The 20,470-nt window shown below is 58.0% G+C and carries 14 protein-coding genes; 3 read left to right on the top strand and 11 right to left on the bottom strand.

What is annotated here, in order from left to right:
• Positions 1–9 precede the first annotated feature (9 nt).
• The 6 genes from clpS to JMF94_RS07735 all read right to left on the bottom strand — a co-directional run bounded on the left by clpS (position 10) and on the right by JMF94_RS07735 (position 5,394).
• On the bottom strand, positions 10–330 hold the full coding sequence (gene clpS / locus JMF94_RS07710) for an ATP-dependent Clp protease adapter ClpS (protein WP_022659235.1): 321 nt from the start codon (positions 328–330) through the stop codon (positions 10–12).
• Positions 331–349: 19 nt separating this feature from the next.
• Positions 350–991 carry a class IV adenylate cyclase gene (locus JMF94_RS07715; RefSeq protein WP_240824558.1) on the bottom strand — a complete coding sequence of 214 codons (642 nt, stop codon included), beginning with the start codon at positions 989–991 and terminating at the stop codon, positions 350–352.
• A gap of 11 nt (positions 992–1,002) precedes the next feature.
• The gene (radA, locus tag JMF94_RS07720) at positions 1,003–2,346 is read right to left on the bottom strand and encodes a DNA repair protein RadA (protein WP_192112012.1); all 1,344 of its coding nucleotides are present in this window, start codon (positions 2,344–2,346) and stop codon (positions 1,003–1,005) included.
• Between the two features lie 287 nt (positions 2,347–2,633).
• Positions 2,634–2,939: a hypothetical protein gene (locus JMF94_RS07725; RefSeq protein WP_240824559.1), complete on the bottom strand. Its 306-nt coding sequence runs from the start codon at positions 2,937–2,939 to the stop codon at positions 2,634–2,636.
• Between the two features lie 217 nt (positions 2,940–3,156).
• A complete protein-coding gene (locus JMF94_RS07730; protein WP_240824560.1) occupies positions 3,157–4,560 on the bottom strand; it encodes a diguanylate cyclase in 1,404 nt (467 codons plus the stop codon).
• A 570-nt stretch (positions 4,561–5,130) separates the two neighbouring features.
• Positions 5,131–5,394, bottom strand: a complete 264-nt coding sequence (locus JMF94_RS07735) for a hypothetical protein (RefSeq protein WP_240824561.1) — start codon at positions 5,392–5,394, stop codon at positions 5,131–5,133.
• Positions 5,395–5,620: 226 nt separating this feature from the next.
• Between JMF94_RS07735 and JMF94_RS07740 the strand changes: the two genes are divergently transcribed.
• The 3 genes from JMF94_RS07740 (at position 5,621) to groL (ending at position 11,065) form a co-directional block, all read left to right on the top strand.
• Entirely contained in the window at positions 5,621–8,698 is a 3,078-nt protein-coding gene (locus tag JMF94_RS07740) for a hypothetical protein (RefSeq protein ID WP_240824562.1), read from the top strand.
• 384 nt (positions 8,699–9,082) lie between these two features.
• Positions 9,083–9,370: a co-chaperone GroES gene (gene groES / locus JMF94_RS07745; protein WP_022659228.1), complete on the top strand. Its 288-nt coding sequence runs from the start codon at positions 9,083–9,085 to the stop codon at positions 9,368–9,370.
• Positions 9,371–9,412: 42 nt separating this feature from the next.
• Positions 9,413–11,065, top strand: coding sequence for a chaperonin GroEL (gene groL / locus JMF94_RS07750; RefSeq protein ID WP_192112017.1), 1,653 nt, complete (start codon positions 9,413–9,415; stop codon positions 11,063–11,065).
• 330 nt (positions 11,066–11,395) lie between these two features.
• On the opposite strand, the gene JMF94_RS07755 is transcribed toward groL, so the two are convergent.
• From JMF94_RS07755 to JMF94_RS07775, 5 genes are all read right to left on the bottom strand, one after another.
• Positions 11,396–14,008: a PEP/pyruvate-binding domain-containing protein gene (locus JMF94_RS07755; RefSeq protein ID WP_240824563.1), complete on the bottom strand. Its 2,613-nt coding sequence runs from the start codon at positions 14,006–14,008 to the stop codon at positions 11,396–11,398.
• 1 nt (position 14,009) lies between these two features.
• Positions 14,010–14,387 carry a response regulator gene (locus tag JMF94_RS07760; protein ID WP_240824564.1) on the bottom strand — a complete coding sequence of 126 codons (378 nt, stop codon included), beginning with the start codon at positions 14,385–14,387 and terminating at the stop codon, positions 14,010–14,012.
• Positions 14,388–14,437: 50 nt separating this feature from the next.
• Positions 14,438–16,141, bottom strand: coding sequence for a sensor histidine kinase (locus tag JMF94_RS07765; protein ID WP_240824565.1), 1,704 nt, complete (start codon positions 16,139–16,141; stop codon positions 14,438–14,440).
• Positions 16,141–18,783: a PEP/pyruvate-binding domain-containing protein gene (locus JMF94_RS07770; protein WP_240824566.1), complete on the bottom strand. Its 2,643-nt coding sequence runs from the start codon at positions 18,781–18,783 to the stop codon at positions 16,141–16,143. Before JMF94_RS07770 ends, JMF94_RS07765 begins: the two co-directional genes overlap by 1 nt.
• Before the next feature lie 166 nt (positions 18,784–18,949).
• A complete protein-coding gene (locus JMF94_RS07775; RefSeq protein ID WP_240824567.1) occupies positions 18,950–20,467 on the bottom strand; it encodes a FliI/YscN family ATPase in 1,518 nt (505 codons plus the stop codon).
• Positions 20,468–20,470 lie beyond the last annotated feature (3 nt).

The raw sequence follows: 20,470 nt of genomic DNA on the forward strand, positions 1-20,470 counted from the left end.
AGGCTTATCTCAATGGATTTTTTCCATGGTGCATTTAAGGGGATACCCTGCCGCCCGCGCCGTGTTGTGCACACGCCGAACCTTGGCCTCGGCTATTTCAAGGGTGTATATGCCGCACTGGCCTACCCCGCGCTGGTGTACCGCCAGCATGATGGCCGTGGCTTCTTCGGCGGTTTTGTGGAAAATGCCGCACAGTACAGACACCACAAACTCCATGCTTGTATAGTCGTCATTGTGCAGGAGCACCCGGTAGCGATCCGGTTCCTTGAGTTTTTTTTCCACGATTACGCGGCTGTCGCCGCTGGTTTGATTGTCGGGGATAAAAGACATGCATGGCTCCCAAGACGTTTCAGCTCTGCCGCGATGAATCCGTGTTGACATCGGCCTTGTCGGTCAGGCCCAGCACTGTGCGCCAGTGCGCCCTCTGCGCTTCGTCAAACACAAAGGAAAGCTGTTTCGGCTTGTTGTTTTGCCGCAACCATTCCTGATGCAGCTCATGATAACTTTTGATGCTTATTTCGGCATTGTCAAGGTTCAGACGCTTCTCGACCCTTGCAATATCCTGCGCCCGGCCTTCCAGTTCAACCACCTGGGCAAAGGGCAGCGCGTCCAGCTCCACTTCCACGGTGTCCATGCGCCATGGCTCGCGAACTTTTTCGTACCGGGCCGCCACCGTATAGCCCAGCCCTTCCAGAATACCCCGCAAGGCCGCGCCATCGACAACTTCCGTTTCGCGCTCCTCGCGCACCTTGAAGCCGCCGTCTTCCGTGGCGGGCAGCTTGAGCGTGATCAGGTGGCGCGTTTTGTCCTGCCATTCCTGACTGCGCAAACGCAGCAGTTTGCCACCTGTGACCAGCGCTCCCTGGGCAGTGTCAAACACCCAGTTGCACTCAAAATGCGCGCCAAGGCAGTGCGCCCCGCTGTCCACAAGCGCCTGCCGCAGGCTTTGCAGATTCACATGCAGATATTTGCGTTCAATCTCAAGGCCCATAACCGCCGCCTTTACTTGCGATGAAACAGTTTTTGCTGCAAGGCGGCTATGGTGCTGATGCCGCCCTGCTCCACAGCCGGGTGGACAATGGGATCAAAGCCCAGCCGCCGCGCCTGCGTAAGGCGCAAATCCTGCGCGGATACGGGCCGCACCTGCCCGTTGAGATCAACCTCGCCCCACAGCACGCTCTTTTCCGGCAGCGGAACATCATAATACGACGAAAGCACCGCAGCCACCAGCGCCAGATCAAGCCCCGGCTCGCTCAGCTTCATGCCGCCGCCCACCTTGGCGTAAATATCCACCTGACCAAAGTTGAGCTTGAGCCTTTTTTCCAGCACAGCCAGCAGCAAATGCAGGCGGGCCACGTCAAAACCAAGGGCCGCGCGACGCGGAATACTCAGAAAAGTACGGGAAACAAGGGCCTGCACCTCCACTGCCAGCGGGCGCTGCCCGTCTACGGCCATGACCACGGCAGTGCCGGATAGCGAAGGATCGCGCTGACCCAGAAAAAACGTGGAGGGATCGTCCACAATCTGCATGCCCGAGGCTTCCATGCGAAAAACCAACAGTTCCTCATTGGGGCCAAAGCGGTTTTTGAACACGCGCAACAGGCGGAACATCTGGCGGCGGTCGCCCTCAAGCGAAATAACGGTGTCCACCATGTGTTCCAGCAGGCGGGGGCCAGCCAGCACACCGTCCTTGGTCACGTGCCCCACCAGAATCAGGGTGCATGACAGGCGGCGGCAGGCCTCAAGCAAGGTGGTAGCCACGGCCCGCACCTGACTGACATTGCCCGGCAGGCCATCGGCCTCAAGACTTGTGAGGGTCTGCACCGAATCCACCACCAGCAGGGCTGGCGGCGCGGCATTGGCAGCTTCGAGCACGTCCTCCACGCGGGAGGTGGCGATGGCCATCAGATTATGATCCAGCATGCCAAGCCGCTCGGCCCGGCCCTTGATCTGCGGCAGGGATTCCTCGCCGCTGGCGTAAAGAACGCGCCTGCCCTGCGCCGCAACAAGCCCCGCCACCTGGAGCAGAAGGGTTGATTTGCCGATGCCCGGCTCGCCGCCCACAAGAATGGCCGCACCGGGCACAAGGCCCTTGCCCAGCACGCGGTCAAGGGCTTTCAGGCCGCTGCCGTAGGGCGCATGCCCGGCATCTTCCACATCGCGCAAGGCAATGGGTCGGCTGGAAGAATCCGTGGCAGCGCGGGGCCTGTTGCCACCGGGGGCGGATTTGGGCTGCACAGCCGCCTGGAGCGTATTCCACTCATGGCAGTTGGGGCATTGCCCACGCCACTGCATGGTTTGTGAGCCACAAGAAGAGCATATATAAATTTCACGTGTTTTCGACATGAATAAAGCCTACGGAAAAAGTACACAGGGCGCAAGGCATGGGCGCTCGGGCAATGCAGCCCCCCTCTGCCCCTCCCCTGCAAGGCTGGCGCAATAAAAATTCCGGCGAGATTGAAGCAACAGCGCCCGTTGTTGAACGGAACCCTGTACGGGCAATCGTATCAACAACGGACGCTGGTATACAGCCGTAAAATTTCGGCCTGTGGCGTCAACCTGAGCAGTTGGGCATTTTCAGCCACATCCTGTTCTGGAGTATGGATAGTTGCAAACTTGGCAGTTGCTCCAGCCTAGCCCTTGGAACCACGCTTGGAGGCCTTGAGGGGGTTGACCTTCTTGGAGGAGACGGTCTCCACCTGAATGCGGTGCTGGTTTGCGGCCACCAGAGCTTCCACATCCAGCCTGAGGGCGGCAAGCCTCTGCGGCACCTCTTTACGCACACCACTATAGCGGTTGCGGTCGGCAATGGGGCGCCCCACAAACTGGGCGGTGGTCAGATACAGACCCCTGCTGTCGATGGCCAGCACGGCCTCCGTTCCATTTTCCTGAACGGTCTGGATCATCATTTCCTGCGTTGTTCCAAAACGGTTATACATTTTACCTGTTCTCCTGTATGCCTTTGCGGCGGTAAACAGTGAGGCCCGATTGGGGCGACAGGCTGTATTTTATGAAATTGAAATTCAAAGTCAACATAAAAAAGAAGAACATTACGCCGTTGCGTCTAGCATGATTGCAACTATATGGATTATCAGCGTGAACCTGGAAACTTGAGCACGAAAAACTTCGTAATGGAGAGCGCATAAATGTGCTGTGTCAGAAATGAGGACGTATCAAACAGTCCTTATTCTCCTCAGCGCCGCAACTGCCTGCCAATACGCTTCGGTTGCGCCCCTGAGCCTTGGCGCTGTACAATGCTTCGTCCGCCCTTTTGAACGCTTCGTCAAACGACATATCGCAACAGCTTCGCACCAGCAAGCCGCCCAAAGAGATGGTTACGACCTTGTCGGCCCCATCGGGATGCTGGAGGCGCATATCCTCCACTGTTTTTCGGATCTTTTCCATGAGGGAAACGATCTGCCGCTCCTCTGCCGCGCTGGCCAGCACGGCAAATTCCTCTCCACCAATGCGAAAAACCCTGTCGCCCCTGCGGGACAGGCGGATGCTCACACATCTGGCGATTTCGCGCAGAACATGGTCGCCGGCCTGATGCCCGAAAGCATCATTCAGCCGCTTGAAATGATCGATGTCAAACAGCACCAGCGAAAAAGGTACGCCAAGCCGCAATGTCTGGGCAAACCACGCCTCGGCCATTTCATCAAACATCCTGCGGTTGAGCAGCCCTGTCAGGGAATCATGCTGCGCCTGAACCCGCAAGGTATCATTAAGTTTTTGCAAGGTTTTGCGCAGATATCTGTCGCGCAGCAGGTTCACGGTGGTACCGATTATGACCGCAAAACCAAGCACAAAAAAAATAAACGTGGTGGCAAGATGCATGCGGAAGTTTTCCGCAAGGTCAGCCAGCAGAGGTGCAAGGTTCTCAAAGCCGTACACGCTGAGCCCTTCTTTACTTATGCGTACCGTCTTGCACAAGTAGGGCGGGCCACCGGGGCTGAGCTCCCATGCATCGTAGCCGTCCACATCCACTTTACGCAGATACACGGGTTCAAGACTTTCTCGCTGATAGCGGAGCAGACTCTTGCCCGGGGCAAGCGAGGCGGCACTCTCGCCAGGCACCACGCGCAGCATGTTCCCCGGTGAATCGGAGAGCACCACCACACCCGCCTTGTCCGTAACAAAACCCGTGGGCAGGTAAAGCTGCTGCGCAAGCGTGTCCGTATCAACCTTGAGCACAGCCACGCCAAGGTAGCCATCAGGCCCGCTGACAGGCGCGGAAAAATGAAAACCGGGAATTGTTGAAACCCGCCCTACAACAAACTGCACGGAACTTTCGCCAGCCATGGCGCGGATAAAATAATCACGGTCGGCAAGATTAACGCCAAGGAGATTTTTGGGCATCCCGGCATCGTTGGAAGCAACGCACACGCCGTTTTTGTCAAGCAGGAACGCACGGTGCAGCCGGAGAGTGTCCCCCACGCTCTGCAGGTAGCGGGTGCATTCCGCAAAATCCCCTTCTCCCTTCAGAGCGGAAATAATGCGCGAATCTGTAGCCAGAAGTACGGTAAGTTTTTTTATTGTATCAAATTTAAGATCTGCCATTTCAGCAACGCGCTGAACACGTTGCGACAGAGAATATTCTGCTTCATCAATTGCAACTGACAAACGCTCTGAACGCCAGTGCAATGCTACAAGCAGTGAAAATAATGCAGCAACAGGAAGTGATAAAGACCAAAGCAAAAATATTGCTCGAGTTGGACGTTCTTCAATTTGCGTTCTGAGCAGTCCAAACAATGACTTCATATACAAAAAACCATATTCACAAGCCATATTCCCTTGCGTTTGCCGTAAAGAAAATTACCCCCAGCACCTTCATCAATTTATGCGCGTTTGGCAACCCCAAAATGTAACCATTGCACATAAAATTTTTATAACCTCAGTAAAATAATTACATTTACTGTGTACGGTTTTGCGTAACATTCTGAAATACTGCAACTGACATATCAATACAACCTGCACCATCAGCTTTCAGTAACGGATTAAAATTTGTTATCAACGAAACATTGCTGACTGCTGTCGGCAAACATCAGTGCAAACCACCTGAATTTTTTGATCATCTCCCGCGCTTTGCATTGCAATCACCGCAGCAGCCAGCAGTAAAAGAAAAGACAGCTATTCTTCCATCATAGTCTCGGCAAAGCGCTGCTCTGCCCACTGGGCGACACGCCGCTGCATGTCGCCCAGTTGCGCATCGTCGAGTTCAAGCCCGGCGGCAGCGGCATAGTTGACCACATAGGCGTAGGGATCAGCCTCAAACCGGTATTGATCCTTGTTATTTCGGATATTGTCAGTCATGGCCTTTTCAAGCCAGTCCATCATTTCCTGAGCCGAGGCGAACACATGCCCCCCGGCCAGTTCATTGGTTTGCTGGTACATATATCCTCCAAGGTAACGGGTTAGAGCGGACATCCGTGCAGGAGACTGCTTTTTGCCATTTAACGGCAGTATGGCTTTTTTATCAATGCGCATGAGCGCATGCCCGCTGGCAGAAACATGACGCTGGACTTTCGCGCACTTGCACTGCATCATATCTTGATACGGTCAGCTTGCAGGGCATGCAGCCGCTGCAAATATCTTTAAGCACTTTTTCCCGACATTATACATGCTCAGTTCTACAAGTACCACTACCAACGGTTTCTCAACCGGTGGGCGCGAACACGCGCACCGGAAGTTTTCTTCATTGCTGTTCGACAGGCAGGACCACAAGCTCATCCAGATGGTGAACGCCTTTGTGGACGCCCGCGCCCAGGATCACGCCCTGCGTCAGCCCGAACCGGGCCTGCACCCCCACGGCATTATTGAAATGACCTCTTCGCACGGCCTGCGCCTTGCCAGCGCCGTCATCGTGCTGCTGGAAAGCCTGGAGGCCGGCGGCCCCAGCGAGAGATTGCAGGCTCTGCGCCGCTTGCACGACGAGGTTCTGTACTCCACACATTCTTCGCTGCAAAACAATACAGCGCGCGTGCTGGTGCAGATCATGAAAGACCTCGTGCGCTCACATAACGATGCCAGCCACCAGTTGCCCCTCGCGCACGAATTTCATCAGGCCGTGCGCGGCACGCCGCGCATTGTGCGGGCATTGCTGCGCAAATACCACCTGCTTGAAATGCCGGAGGAATGGAATCAGCACGCCTTTGACCACCACGTGCACGACGCCAACACCAAGGGGCGCAAAAATCCCACCCATCTGGTCATGGATGCGTGGATCAAGGGCATCCGCTTTTTGACGGTGATCTACTATAATACCGTTGACCCCGAAGCTGCCCAGGAACTGTTGCGCGCTGCGCGCATCATGGACATTACGGTGCGCATCGGCATTGAGTTCAAGGCCACGTTCCGCGACAAACTGGTGGAATTTACATGGTCGCCGCTCAATACCGAAACTTCCAGAGCTTTTGACAACCTGCTGCACCGCAAGGACATCACAGACGCGCTACGCAAGTACGCGCCCGTCAACGACTGGATGCGCGCCTACGTGCTCAAGCTCCTGCGGGCCTGGAACGAGAGGCACGCCGCCTCGCTGGCTGCCCGCTGGGATATGCCCGCGCCGGAGCCTATCAAGGAAGAGGCTTTTCTTGCCTATGTGGGTCAAAAGCAGCCGTCCTCGCTGCATCTTGCCGAATTTATTTATCATCATCTGGAGCCCATGCGGCAGTTGCGCGGCGAACGCCTGCGCGAGGCCCTGACTGCGGAAACAAACCCCGCACGGGCGGCCAAACTGCGCGAAAGTTTGACGGAACTGACCGACATGGTGCCCGACATGCTGCGCGAAGACTGGCTCGGCCCGGAGGCCAACCCGGAGATCGTGTTCCCTTACAAACCGCACAAGGATTTGCCCGCTATTTTGCAGCAGTCGCCGGAATTTCTGCTGGAAAACATCTATCCGCTGCATCCCTGCCAGATTGTGCTCAATCTTGCCGGACTGACGGAACAAGACGTGCTGGAACTGCTGTGGCTGGGCCGTGGGCGCATTACCCACCTTGAGCTTTTTAACCTGCGCGAGTGGACAGCCGGTCAGCTTGCTCACGTGGAAGAAATCAACACACTGCAAAGGGCCGTCAACGAGGGCAGCACCCCGAGGCTCAAGCAGGTCATCCGCAGCATTATCAGCAAGGAACCCAAAGATTCCCCGCGTATGCCTCTGTTTCAGGAGATACTGGGGCATATACCGCAGCTGCAGGAATTTTATGCGCTTTCGCCGCTGGGTTCGCGCATTGGCACGGACTCCACCAGCCGCTCGCACCACACCCACGGCATGGGGCTTGTGTTTGTGGAAACGCTGCCCCCCAAGGCCCGCGCTGTTCTGCGCCGCGAAGACAATGCCCTGCGCCTCACCCTGCCCGTGCATACGGATATTTACCGCTTCACGCATTACCATGAGCCAGCGCAGCCGCAACCATGGTGGCAGCGCCTGCTCAGGCACGTTCCCGGCCTTGGCAATCTGGGCTGCCACCGGGTGCGCGGTTGGGGCCTTGAAAAAAATACCACCAGCGTGGGCCATGACGGCAACCTTGTGACCCTGGGCGGTGTTGACGCCAAGGGCGTGAACCGCGAAATGCAGCAGACGCCCGGCCCGGAAAAAGGGGAAATCCCTTTCTGGTCGCCCGAATACATGAACAGCGACATTGTCAATGTTCTCAAAATCCTGGCAGGTTTTTTGCCCGCGCAGTGGGCCTTTAGCTATGTGGACGGCTGGTGGGTGCTCACATGGTTTGGCGCGCTTATATGGTTTGCCATTACAGCGGTGCGCAACGTGGGGCAGGCTGTTGTGGGCGGTGGGGCCTTTACCCGCTCTGTGCTTGTGCCGTGGAAACGCTATGTGAGCTGGAGCCGCATGGCTGATTCACTGTTTTACACGGGCATATCCGTTCCGCTGCTTGAGGTCGTGGTGCGCCTGTGGCTCTTGCAGGACTTCATGGGCTTGACGGTGCAGGACAACGCGCTTGCGGTCTATACGGTCATAGCCATGATCAACAGCGCCTATATTTCAGGGCACAACATTTACCGTGGCCTGCCCAAGGAAGCCATTGTCGGCAACCTCTTTCGCAGCGCGCTTTCCATTCCGCTTTCCATGGTCATGGGGCAAGGCTTGCTGCTCTGCTTTACCGCGATGCACCTGCCTGATCCCATAAACCTGATGCAGAACTGCGCGGCCATTGTTTCCAAATGTTCGTCCGACATGGTGGCATCCATCATTGAAGGTTTTGCCGACCGCAACATGTATCTGCGCATGCGGCAATGTGATTACGACAGCAAGTTTACGCAGATATACAAAAGCCTGGCCCGGCAGGAACTGCTGTTCCCCAGCAAAGACCTTGAAACAATGCTGCAAGACCCTGCGGAATACTGGCGCATGCTGTACGGCAAAGACCGCGCAGCAGCACGGCAAATAGTAACGCACCTTCTGGACATGATGTACATGTGGTATTATCAGCCCCGCGCCCGGGAGGTATTCTGGCGCAAGCTGTGCGCTCTGCCGCAAGAGGAACGGCGCATTGTCATTGGCATGCACGCCCTGCTCTCACTCGAACGGGAAATCAGCACTCTCATTCTTGAGGGCCTGCTGAAAAAAGATTTTGCCCGCGCACTGGCCTTTTATCTGCAAAACAACAGAGCCTATGTGAAGGAACTTCGCCGCGAGGCGCAGTCCAGGCTGGGCACATGCCCCTGCCTGTGCTGACTTTGCATGGGCCGAGGCACGAATAAGAAAACAGCATCAGGGCAAGTCGAGCTTGACTGCGCGCTCTGCCTCCGGTAGTGCTCCTTGCCCAAAGTATTGAGCGCGGTTACACCGCAGAGAAAAAGGCATCCGGAGCGGGGCCAAACTCAACATGCTTGATTTGTTTGATTTTTTATTTTTTTACAAAAAAAAAGTAAAAAAATCAGTCCAAACCCCTTTTCAAGCTCCGAGCGCGTCTTATTTCTATGCCGGTGCGGAACTGAAGCGAAGTGTAACTGGCTTCGGTTCATAACGCGCAATATTTCCAGCGCGGCCACAGCGATGCGGCCGCTGCTGCGTCCTAAATGGACAATAATAATATCATTTCCGGGAGGATTTGACGTCATGAAGCTGAAGCCCCTTAACGACCGTGTGCTGGTCAAACGCCTTGAATCCGAAGAAAAGACCGCCGGTGGCCTGTTTATCCCTGATACGGCCAAGGAAAAGCCTTCCAAGGGTCAGGTTGTTGCTGCCGGTCCCGGCAAGGCTGGGGAAAATGGCGAACGCGTCGCTCTAGCTGTGAAAGCGGGCGACATGGTGCTGTTCAACAAGTATGCTGGCACCGAAGTCAAGCTGGACGGCGTTGATCACCTTGTGATGCGCGAAGAAGACATTCTCGCCATTATTGACTAACTCCCACTGCTGCCGAATTATATTTCAGGAGGAAAATTTCCAATGTCCGCTAAAGAAATTCTTTTTGACGTTAAAGCCCGTGAAAAACTTGCCCGTGGCGTCGACAAGCTCGCCAATGCCGTTAAAGTGACCCTTGGCCCCAAGGGCCGCAATGTCGCCATTGAAAAGTCCTTCGGCGCTCCCGTCATCACCAAGGACGGCGTGACCGTGGCCAAGGAAATCGAACTGACCGACAAGTTCGAAAACATGGGCGCCCAGCTCGTCAAGGAAGTGGCCTCCAAGACCTCTGACGCCGCTGGCGACGGTACCACCACCGCCACCATTCTGGCCCAGGCCATCTACCGCGAAGGCACCAAGCTTGTGGCCGCCGGCCGCAACCCCATGGCCATCAAGCGCGGCGTGGACAAGGCTGTTGAAGCCCTGATCGCCGAGCTGTCCAACCTGGCCAAGCCCACCCGCGACCAGAAGGAAATTGCCCAGATCGGCACCATTTCCGCCAACTCTGACGCCACCATCGGCAACATCATCGCCGAAGCCATGTCCAAAGTGGGCAAGGAAGGCGTGATCACCGTTGAGGAAGCCAAGGGTCTGGAAACCACCATGGACGTGGTGGAAGGCATGCGCTTTGACCGTGGCTACCTCTCCCCCTATTTCGTGACCAACACCGAAAAGATGGTCTGCGAAATGGACAATCCTTACATCCTCTGCACCGAGAAGAAAATCTCCAGCATGAAAGACATGCTGCCCGTGCTTGAACAGGTTGCCAAGGTGAACCGTCCGCTCATGATCATCGCCGAAGACGTGGAAGGCGAAGCCCTTGCCACTCTGGTGGTCAACAAGCTGCGCGGCGCCCTGCAGGTTGTGGCCGTGAAGGCCCCCGGCTTCGGCGACCGCCGCAAGGCCATGCTTCAGGATATCGCCGTGCTGACCGGCGGCCAGGTGGCTTCTGACGACACCGGCTCCAAGCTTGAAAACATGACCCTTGCCGAACTTGGCACCGCCAAGCGCATCGTCATCGACAAAGAAAACACCACCATCGTTGACGGCGCTGGCAAGGGCGACGACATCAAGGCCCGCGTGAAGCAGATCCGCGCCCAGATCGAAGACAGCACCTCCGACTACGACCGCGAAAAGCTCCAGGAACGCCTGGCCAAGCTCGTGGGCGGCGTGGCCGTTGTGCATGTGGGCGCTGCCACCGAAGTGGAAATGAAGGAAAAGAAAGACCGCGTTGAAGACGCCCTGAACGCCACCCGCGCTGCCGTTGAAGAAGGCATCGTGCCTGGCGGCGGCACTGCGCTGATCCGCGTTTCCAAGGTGCTGAACGACATCAAGCCCGCCGACGACGACGAACTTGCTGGCGTGAACATCATCCGCCGTTCCATTGAAGAACCCCTGCGCCAGATCGCCCACAATGCCGGCTTTGAAGGCTCCATCGTGGTCGAAAAGGTTCGCCAGGGCAAGGACGGCTTCGGCTTCAACGCCGCCACCGGCGAATACGAAGACCTCATCAAGGCTGGCGTTATCGACCCCAAAAAGGTTACCCGCACGGCCCTGCAGAACGCCGCTTCCGTGGCTTCCCTGCTGCTGACCACCGAATGCGCCATTGCTGAAAAGCCCGAACCCAAGAGCGCGGCTCCTGCCATGCCCGACATGGGCGGCATGGGCGGCATGGGTGGCATGGGCGGCATGTACTAAGCCAGCCCTACGGCTCATACGCTTGAATAATGAAAAAGGCTCCCGTTTCGGCGGGAGCCTTTTTTGCGTTGACGAAGTGAGCGCTATCAGAAAGCAGGAGTAGGCTGACTTTGCACCAACCAGTCAATTTTCATGGAAAACAAAGGGGAAAAATCAGGCCAGACAATTCCAGCTGTGAGCGCTACAGGGTAATTCAATGTGCCCCACCAGAGCAGATATCTCTGGAACCTTTACTTGTGGCAGGCAAAAGCCTGCCTGTTCACATTTTGTATCAAGGATTTTCAGGAAAAACCTTGCAATGCGGTTAACTCATATCATTCATAACCTGCTCTAATTGCCCGACGGTAAAGGTCTGTCGAGCAGCGAGGCCATGTCGCCGCCCAGTTTTTCCCTGAGGGCTGCGGCGCGCTCCTGCTCAAGCATGATCATGTCCACCTGCCGGGTATGAATGAGCAGATAGCCGAGCATACGGGTTTTTTGCAGAATATCGGTAGCAGGGAAATTTTCCGCCACGGCAAAGAGCGAGTCGTCCTTCACGTCAGCGCGGAAGCCATGCGCCTCCAGCAGGTCAGCCACCATGCGGGCGCGCAGGCGGCGGCGCTGCCGGTCGGCGGCCCCGCCCTTGAACTGAAAGCTCACAAAATTTTCATGATTATTTGCGCCTGCAAGGCTTTCCACCGTACAGAAGTGGTAGCCGTAGCGGGCCTGCAAAATCATGTAATTATCAGAAATAATAAAAAAGTTTTTGTTGGACATGGCATTGGGCGCAGTGCTTTCCAGGTCCGGATTCATGGTGCTTTCAAGCATCACGCTCATGAAGCCCGAGGCGCTTGCCGCAGGCGGCCCGGCCCAGGGCACGGCCACCATGCCGTCCCACAGCGCCAGCATGGGCGTACTGGCAATATCGGCGATATCCACCACCGCGCCGCCCACATGCCGCCTGAAACCGCCGCCCATGTCCACAATCCAGTACTGAAGCTTGACCCCGGCCTTGAGTTGTTTGCCCATGCGCTGGTTGACATCCGAGCCCTCCTCAAACATGAGCTGTACGGATTTCTCGTGGCAAAAGCGGGTAATGTCGTGCAGGGTCTGGCAATGCTCCGGCGCAAACTCCGGTGATTCCGGGTCCAGCAGATGCAGGGGAACCATCAGGGTCGCCAGGGCCTCAAGCCGCTGGTGCACCGGGCTGCCTTCCATGAGATTGGGCGGCTCCGTCACCTGAGCGGCAAGCTCGGGATTCAGCCCCGCAAACACGGCGCAGCGCACGGCATCCAGAGTGGCGTCTCCGGCATTGTCCAGCAGGCTACAGGCATTGGGCAGGCTGAACACGGCAGGCAGGCGGTATTCCCGCGCCACAGAGGCCAGATGCCCCGCCATGCCGCCCGTTTCGCTGACCATGCCAGACGCACGCGAAAGCAGAGGGGCCCAGCGGGGCAAGGCCCGTTCGACCACCAGAATACCGCCCTTGGGGAAGGAAAGCATATCCGCTTCCTTGCGGGCCACAAACACAGGCCCCATGCCCACGCCGGGGCTTACGGCAACGCCGCCGCAAGCCAGCATGGAAAGGCCTTCAGGCAAATCTTCCGCCAGGATTTTACACTCGCCCGGCCCCACCGCTGCACCGTCAGCAACATCGGCCCGATTTTCAGTGGCGGCATCCGCCTCGTGCAGGGGGCGACTTTGCAGCACCACAATACGCCCATTGCGGGAATCAAGCGCCCATTCCACATCCTGCGGCTCGGCGTAGTATTCTTCCAGTGCCAGCGCAACCTGGGCAAGGTCTGCGGCCTGCGCATCGGTGAGGCTGGCTGGCACACCTGCAAGCCCGGCGAGAGTCTTGCTTATGGGCTGCGGCGGATTGGTGCGGGTAAAAATAAAAACATCAGGTGTAACCGCGCCGTCCACCACTGCCTGAGGCAGTCCCGGCACGGCATTGAGCAGCACCTGTTCCTGCCCGCGCGCGGCAGCAACAGGATCCCGGCTGTAGGCCACGCCGCCAGCGGCAGCTGGCACCATGGCAAGCACACCCACGCACATGGGCGCAGCATCGTCAGGGATACCGTGCTGATACCGATAGCTCATGGCGGTTACGGCATACTTGCTGGCGATAATTTCTTTCCAGACTTCGCAGGCTTCTTCCGGCGGCACGTTAAGTTCGGAGCGATACTGCCCGGCAAAGGAGACGCCAAGCGAATCCTCGCCCACGGCGCTGCTGCGCAGTGCAAGGGCAAGACCCGGCCCGGCCCGGCGCTGCATGGCGGCCACAGCCTCGGTAATTTCCTGCTCCAGTTCCGGCGGCAGCGGCGCGCTGAGCACGGCCTGCTGCAATGCCGCAGAAAGGCTGAAAACTTCATCCAGGCTGTGCATATCCGTAGCCTGAATGCGGCGGTTCAGTTCGCTGTGCAGGCCGCTGTATTCCATAAAGCGGTAGTAGGCGCTGACCGTCACGGCAAAACCGTCCGGCACGTCCAGACCTGCATGGGCCGCCACTTCGCCCAGATTGGCCATCTTGCCGCCCACAAGGGTGATGTGGTGCAGGCGGATATCGCCAAGCGGCATGATATTGGGGCCGTCCTGATGCGGCTGATCTTCAAGCAGATTCTGCATCTGCTCACGAATGCGGTCAAAGGCCTGCTGCAAAGGCTCGTAGCCTTCATCTGAAAGTGCGTTGAGGTCGCGCACCATCTGAAAAACCGCCGTTACGGCGCGAGTGCTTACGGCATGCACATAATCCATGCCGAAAGGCCGCGCGCCAGAGAGGTGCTCCTCTACATCGCTCATGGCCTCAAGGGCTGTCTTGTTGGACGACAGCAAGCGGCGGAAGCGCGTGCAACGCTCCCTCAGGTGGGCCTTGAAAGCCTCCTCACGGGCAAGCTGTTCCGCGTCAGGCTCACCCGAGCCATCGCGCCCCAGCCACTTTCGCAGGCAGTCGAGCACCGTCATGTCACATAGCGGACCGGGCCGCTTCCTCCATCTTGATAATCAGCTCGCTGATGGCTACGGGTTTGAGCATGTAGTCATACGCGCCCAGGTCAAGCCCCTGCACGGCCACGCCCATGCAGGCATGCCCCGTAAGCAGAATGACAGGCAGATTGGTGGCTTTTTCCTTCATGTGGCGCAGGGTTTCCAGACCATCCATGCCAGGCATGCGCACATCCATGACCACAATCTGGAACATCTCGCCCGATTGCAGGGCTTGGTCCAGCAGATCGAGGGCCGACTGCCCATCGGGCGCGGTTACAACTTCCATACCGCGCCGGGTAAGGCGTTTTTCCATCAGTTCCAGAAATTCCACTTCGTCGTCCACAAACAATGCGCGCATGGAGGCCTCCTTCATATGGCAGCATGCCCCATTGGGGCCGCCTAGTGGTATTATGCTTCTGCGCTTTCTTCAGGCGCGAGCTGCGGCGGTTCCGCAGGCAGAAAAATATTGAATGTGGTGCCGTGCCCAAGTTCGCTCTGCACGTCTATGCGCCCACCGAGCTTTTCAAGAATGGTATAGCAGATGGCAAGGCCAAGCCCCGTGCCCTCGCCCACCTTCTTGGTGGTAAAGAAGGGGTCGAAAATCTGCCGCAGGGTTTCCTGATCCATGCCCGGCCCGGTATCGGTAAAGGAAACGCGCACTCCGGTACGCCAGGGCTGCGTGCTGACGGTCAGGGTGCCATTCTTGCCCATGGCATCAATAGCATTGTCTATCACATTGATGAATATCTGTTCAAGCTGGGCCGGGTCGGACAAAATTACGGGAACATGCGCATCGTACTGCCGCACGATGGCGATATTGCGGTTGGCGGCTTCGGTTTTGAGCATCTCCACGGCCTGATCTGCCAGGGAGCTGATAAGAATTTCCGTACGGCCCGGATTCATGCGCCGCCCAAAGCCCAGCATGCGCTGGGTGATACCCTTGGCGCGCTTGACGTGCTGCTCGATTTTCTCCGTACTATCGAAAATTTCTTTGTAATTCTTCATGGTTGACGGGTCTTCATCGTCTAGAAGGTCGCGTATCCAGCCCGCGTTTTCCTGAATGAGCATCAGGGGATTGTTGACTTCGTGCGCTACGCCAGCCGCCATCTTGCCCAGAGCGGCCATCTTGCTTGACTGCAACATGCGCGCGTCAATGTGGGCCTGCTTTTGATCCGAGGCTTCAAGCGAAGCCACAAGCCGCCGGGTGCACAGCTCCGCGCCCATGCAGGTCAGCGCGCCGCCAAGCAGTGTAAAAAAGAGTATCAGCGCCTTGAGCTGCCGCAGGGGCTTGAGACTGTCGCGCACATCATCCATGACCACCAGCACCCAGGGCATGGAATCCAACCGCATCATGGCCACCAGCATTTCTTCCCCGCTGGGAACGACCGATCGCATGGTAACCACATTGTTGCGGGTCAGATTTTCCTGCGGCAGGGCAAAGTTACCCATAATAGAGCCGTAGAAACGCGAACCCGTCTGCAACACTCCAGTGTTGCTGACGATAAATGCGTCACTGTGCGGGCCGGAGTATATGCGCCGCAACAGGGCGTCAATGGCGTCCATGTCGATGGTGGCGCGCATGATAAAGGTGCGCCCGCCCTCGTGCCGCAGCACGGCAATGATAAAGTGCGGCACGTGGCGGTAGCCCATGAATACATCGCTGACATACACGCCCTTGCGCAGCACTTCCGAGAACCAGGGGGCCTCGGAATAATTGGCGTCCCGCAGGTCAAACGGCCCCACATAGGAAACATGGCGACCATCCATACCGATAATGCCCAGATCAACAAACGAGCGACTGTTGCTTTGCATTACGCTGAAAATTTCGCTCAGGCGCGCTGGATTGCTGAGATCAGAATATGGGTGGGTGAAGGCCAGATTTTTGACCTGCGCGATGCGCTCCACCATAAAGGTATCAAGGGCGCGGTGCTTGCTGCTGATGACAGCCTCAATGCCCGCAGTGATTTTTTCGTCATAGATGGCGCTGAGCCTGTCCAGACAAAACATCCCCAGAGCAGCCAGCGGCGTAAGCGCCATGAGCAGCAGCGTTATCAGCAAACGGCGGTATATGGCCCTGTAGCCTCTGTGGGATGCAGGCACGGTGGACGACATTAACGGGCCTCCTGGGATGGAGAATCAGCAACGCCAGCCAGGGATTCCCCCCTGAAAAGCGCCCGGCAGTGGGCCAGCATTTCCTGGCGGCGGGCCGCAACCTGGCCTGGGTCCTGCATGATCATGTCGAGCTGGCGGGTGTGGATGGTCATATACCCTGCCACCGCCAGCAGGCGCTCGCCTTCTTCCTTGTCCAGATCCTTGAGCGTGGCGCTCACGGCATCATTGCGCACAACGGGTGAAAAACCGAACTCCCAAAGAATATCGGCCACAAAGCGTACCCGCAGAATACGGCGCTCAATGTCGGCAGCGCCGCCGCGCAACTGGAAATTCAGGTAGTTCTCGCTGGTGCGCTCTGAAAGGCGCGCCTCAACCGAAACAAAATGGAAGCCAAAGCGGGAATGCAGGCTGCAATAATCGCTGGAGATAAGAAAATAATTTTTTTCAGTGAAATACGCCGTCTGCGCGGCAGGATCCAGATTGGGATTGGCCGTGGCCTCAAAAAGCACGGAAAGAAACCCCTTGCCGTCCACAGGCGGCGGCCCCTGCCAGGGGTGGGCGTTCATGCCCTGCCACAAGGCCAGCATGGGCAGGGAGGCAATGTCTTCCACGTCAATGACAGGCCCGCTGGGGGTACGCACAAAGCCATCGCTGAGGTTGACCACCCAGAACTGTTTGATCACCTTGTCGCGCAGTTGCTTGATGCGTTGCGGGGCGTACTTTTTTTCCGAGCCAAGGCTGAACATGGCGCTCACGGCCTTTTCGTGGCAATAGCGCACAATGTCGTGATACGTTGCGCAGTTAGCCGCCTTGAAGTCCACGCTGTCCACCTCAAGCGTCAGGGGCAGAATACGGCGGGAGGCGGTTTGCAAAATCTGGTATACGGGGCTGCCGGGCATATAGTCCTTGCCCGGAGGTACCTTGGGCAACAGGGAATCCTGCCGGTTTTCGTATACTGTGCGCAGGTCAGCGCAAAGGGTGATGCGCTGACCGCTTTCCACCACTTCCGTGGCCCATTTAAGGCCAAAGACGGCGGGCTTGCCGAACTCCCGCGCCAGCGAAGCCAGACGCGACCCCTGAAAACCGCGCTCCGCCACAATTCCGGCGGCGCGGTCAATGAGCGAACCCCAAATGTAGTTGTCGTCCGGCACCACAAGGATGCCGCCGGTGGGGAACCTGCGCGCGTCTTCCCAGCGGCGGGCCACCCAGGCAGGGCCGGATACGCGGCCCGGATTGACAGTAAATCCCCCTTCCAGCAGCAGGGCATCGTCCAGCGCCCTGGACGGTTCAGGCAAGGCAGGCTCCGGCAAGGCGGGGTCTTCCTCCTGAGGCAAGGACATGGGCCGCGCCATGAGCATAAAAACATGGCCTTCGGGGTTGCATGCCCAGGTGAGCACCTCGGGCCTTCCGGCGGCTTCTTCCACTGCGAGGGCAAGTTCTGCGGCACGTACGGCGGTGGCATCGTCCAGCACCGGGCGCTTGGCTTTATAAGGACGGCGGTCTGTCACCGTGTGCGGCGCCGCGCGCGAAACACTTATGGCGTCAACAGGCATGGTGGAATACTCCACCTCCTGCGGCAGGCCCGCGCATCCGTAGACATGCACGTTTTCGCTGTGCGGGGTCAATGGCGCAGATGACTGGGCAATGCCGCCAAAACAGCCCTCATCCACCGCCATACAGGTGAGGCAGACGCCAGCCCCTCCTTCTGTCAGCCCGCGCGCACGGCGGTAAACCAGAGCCTGAGCGCGCTGCTTGCTGGACAGGGTTACGCGCACCGCGCGCAAAATATCATCGTCATGCGCTTGCAACGAAACAGGCGGCCCCCACAGCACAACGCCGCAGCCTTCGCCCTCACCTGCGGCAGGCGGCCATACGCGCCCGCGCAGCAAAAGCTGCATGGGCTTGCTGCAAAGGCCACGTAAACGCTGCACCTGCTCAAGGATGGCAGCGGCAAGGTCTTCCGGCAGGGGGGTTCCCTCCACCAGCGCGCCCAACTTTTTGGAAAGCCGCGCAAGATGGTTGGGGGCCAGGCCGCCAGCAGCCTGAATGCAGCGGTTGATCTCGCTTTGCAGGTCGCCGCTCTGAAAATAGTGCTGACACCCCGCCGCCGTGACCACAAAGCCCTGCGGCACAGCACCGGGGAAAATGGGGCGCAGTTTCTCAAGCCGGGCGGTTGCAGGATCCACCAGCACCCGCCCCTCGCTGTGCAGAGCTGCCAGGCATCCGGCATCGTCCTGACACAGGGGAACAACCAGCGGCCCGAGCAGGCAGGCTTCCGGCTCGTACACTTCTTCCGCCACCAGCTTTTGCAATTCGCCAAAGCGTGCGTAAAGGGCCGGGCAAGGCGCGGGATCAAGCCGTTCAAGCTGCTTGATACACTGAAAAACCTGGGTGGCCATAGAGGTACAGAGCGCCCGCACACGATACAGGCCAAAAGGATGATCGCAGCAAAGCGTGTATTCCAGATCGGTCATGGTTTCCTGAAAGGCGTTCCATGCCGTGAGAAACAGACGGAAGGAGTGGTGCCGCAAGGCAAAAAAGCGTTGGGCTTCCTCCGCCGCGCTGACGGAAGAAGAGGAAACGGCTTCGTCGCCCCGGCGGGCGCCTCGCGTTAAAAAGCCCAACAGACGGCTCAGGGACATGGCGGCTCCACAAGATAAGGCTGTAAACCTGCGGCAACGCAAAAAACCGCGCAGCGCCAACAGTTACACATTGAACCTAGCACAGCACTAAGCCGCCTTCAAGCTGCATGTGACAGAATTCCCATTCTCAAAAAAACAAATGTGGAAAAGAAAATTATGGATAAAACTACAGCGGCGCAACGCCGTTGGGCTGTTGCGGTACAGGCATGCCGCCCTGCGGATTGCCTTGGGGATCGCCCTGCTGGCCATCGTCCATATCGGCCAGAGCGCGCATTTGGGCCATGCACTGCTCCACAAACTGGGGTTCGCCCACATCCTGCCGCAAAAAGGCGTTGATGTCCGGCATCTTGGCAATGGCCGCGTCAATCTCCGCATTGGAGCCTTTGGCGTAGGCCCCGATATTGATCATGTCTTCCACGCGGCGGAAGGTGCTCATGCAGCGGGTGACAACACGGCCCGCGAGAACATCCTGCCGGTCGCAGATGTCGGAACGCAGACGGCTGATGGAACGCAGCACGTCAATGGCGGGAAAATGCCCCTGGTCGGCCAGATCGCGGGTAAGCACAATATGCCCGTCAAGGATGGAACGCACGGAGTCGGCGATGGGTTCGTTAAAGTCGTCGCCGTCCACAAGTACGGTATAAATCCCTGTGATGGTCCCCTTGGCGGAACGCCCTGCCCGTTCCAGCAGCTTGGGCAACTGGGCAAAAACCGAGGGCGTATAGCCCTTGGTGGTGGGCGGCTCGCCAACAGCCAGCCCCACTTCGCGGGCAGCCATGGCAAAACGGGTTACGGAGTCCATCATCAGCAGCACGTCCATACCCTTATCGCGGAAATATTCCGAAACAGCCGTGGCGGCATAGGCCGCGCGCATACGCACAAGAGGAGACTGGTCTGACGTGGCGATAACCAGCACGGAGCGGGCCATGCCCTCGGGGCCGAGATCGCGCTCCATAAATTCCACAACTTCGCGACCGCGTTCGCCAATGAGGGCAATGACGTTGACATCAGCGCGGGTGTAGCGGGCCATCATGCCCATGAGCGTGGATTTGCCCACGCCCGAACCGGCCATGATGCCCACGCGCTGCCCCTTGCCAAGGGTCAGCAGGCTGTTGACCGAGCGCACGCCCACATCAAGAATATCGGTAATGCGCGGGCGTTGCAGGGGGCTTGGCGGATCGGCATAGATGGGCACCAGCTCCGGATTCCAGTTTTTGCGGGCCTCCTCAAGCCAGTGGGGCACAAAGGGGCGCTGCTCTTCCTGCTGGCGGAGAAAATCTTCTCTGGAGCTTTCCCCCGCTGGAAGAGGTGAAACGTAGAGTTCCGCACTTATGGGCGCACCGGCATCCAGCGGGGTACCGAAAGCGTCAAAGGCGCGGCCCAGCAAATCCGGCCCTACCGGGAATACCGGGGGCAGACTTGTGTTGCGGATACGGCTGCCGGGGCGGATGCCCCGCATGTCGCCATAGGGCATGAACAGCAGATTGCCCTCGCGAAAGCCCACAACTTCTGCGGCGATGCCGTCGTCGCCTTCATCGGGCAGCATATGGCATACGGCCCCAAGGGGCGCGCGCAAACCGCTGCCCTCGGCCACAAGGCCCACAACCTTGTTGACCTTGCCGTAGAGACGAACAGGGGTGCTTGTTTTGAGCAGCTTTATGCAGGAATCAGGGTCAAGCTTCATGGC

It is taken from the genome of Desulfovibrio sp. UIB00, assembly GCF_022508225.1.
Classification (GTDB): Bacteria; Desulfobacterota; Desulfovibrionia; order Desulfovibrionales; family Desulfovibrionaceae; genus Desulfovibrio.

Bases quoted from the DNA above. Each gene is read 5' to 3' on its own strand.
- clpS (WP_022659235.1), bottom strand. From the start codon at position 330: ATGTCTTTTATCCCCGACAATCAAACCAGCGGCGACAGCCGCGTAATC.
- JMF94_RS07715 (WP_240824558.1), bottom strand. From the start codon at position 991: ATGGGCCTTGAGATTGAACGCAAATATCTGCATGTGAATCTGCAAAGC.
- radA (WP_192112012.1), bottom strand. From the start codon at position 2,346: ATGTCGAAAACACGTGAAATTTATATATGCTCTTCTTGTGGCTCACAA.
- JMF94_RS07725 (WP_240824559.1), bottom strand. From the start codon at position 2,939: ATGTATAACCGTTTTGGAACAACGCAGGAAATGATGATCCAGACCGTT.
- JMF94_RS07730 (WP_240824560.1), bottom strand. From the start codon at position 4,560: ATGGCAGATCTTAAATTTGATACAATAAAAAAACTTACCGTACTTCTG.
- JMF94_RS07735 (WP_240824561.1), bottom strand. From the start codon at position 5,394: ATGTACCAGCAAACCAATGAACTGGCCGGGGGGCATGTGTTCGCCTCG.
- JMF94_RS07740 (WP_240824562.1), top strand. From the start codon at position 5,621: ATGCTCAGTTCTACAAGTACCACTACCAACGGTTTCTCAACCGGTGGG.
- groES (WP_022659228.1), top strand. From the start codon at position 9,083: ATGAAGCTGAAGCCCCTTAACGACCGTGTGCTGGTCAAACGCCTTGAA.
- groL (WP_192112017.1), top strand. From the start codon at position 9,413: ATGTCCGCTAAAGAAATTCTTTTTGACGTTAAAGCCCGTGAAAAACTT.
- JMF94_RS07755 (WP_240824563.1), bottom strand. From the start codon at position 14,008: ATGACGGTGCTCGACTGCCTGCGAAAGTGGCTGGGGCGCGATGGCTCG.
- JMF94_RS07760 (WP_240824564.1), bottom strand. From the start codon at position 14,387: ATGCGCGCATTGTTTGTGGACGACGAAGTGGAATTTCTGGAACTGATG.
- JMF94_RS07765 (WP_240824565.1), bottom strand. From the start codon at position 16,141: ATGTCGTCCACCGTGCCTGCATCCCACAGAGGCTACAGGGCCATATAC.
- JMF94_RS07770 (WP_240824566.1), bottom strand. From the start codon at position 18,783: ATGTCCCTGAGCCGTCTGTTGGGCTTTTTAACGCGAGGCGCCCGCCGG.
- JMF94_RS07775 (WP_240824567.1), bottom strand. From the start codon at position 20,467: ATGAAGCTTGACCCTGATTCCTGCATAAAGCTGCTCAAAACAAGCACC.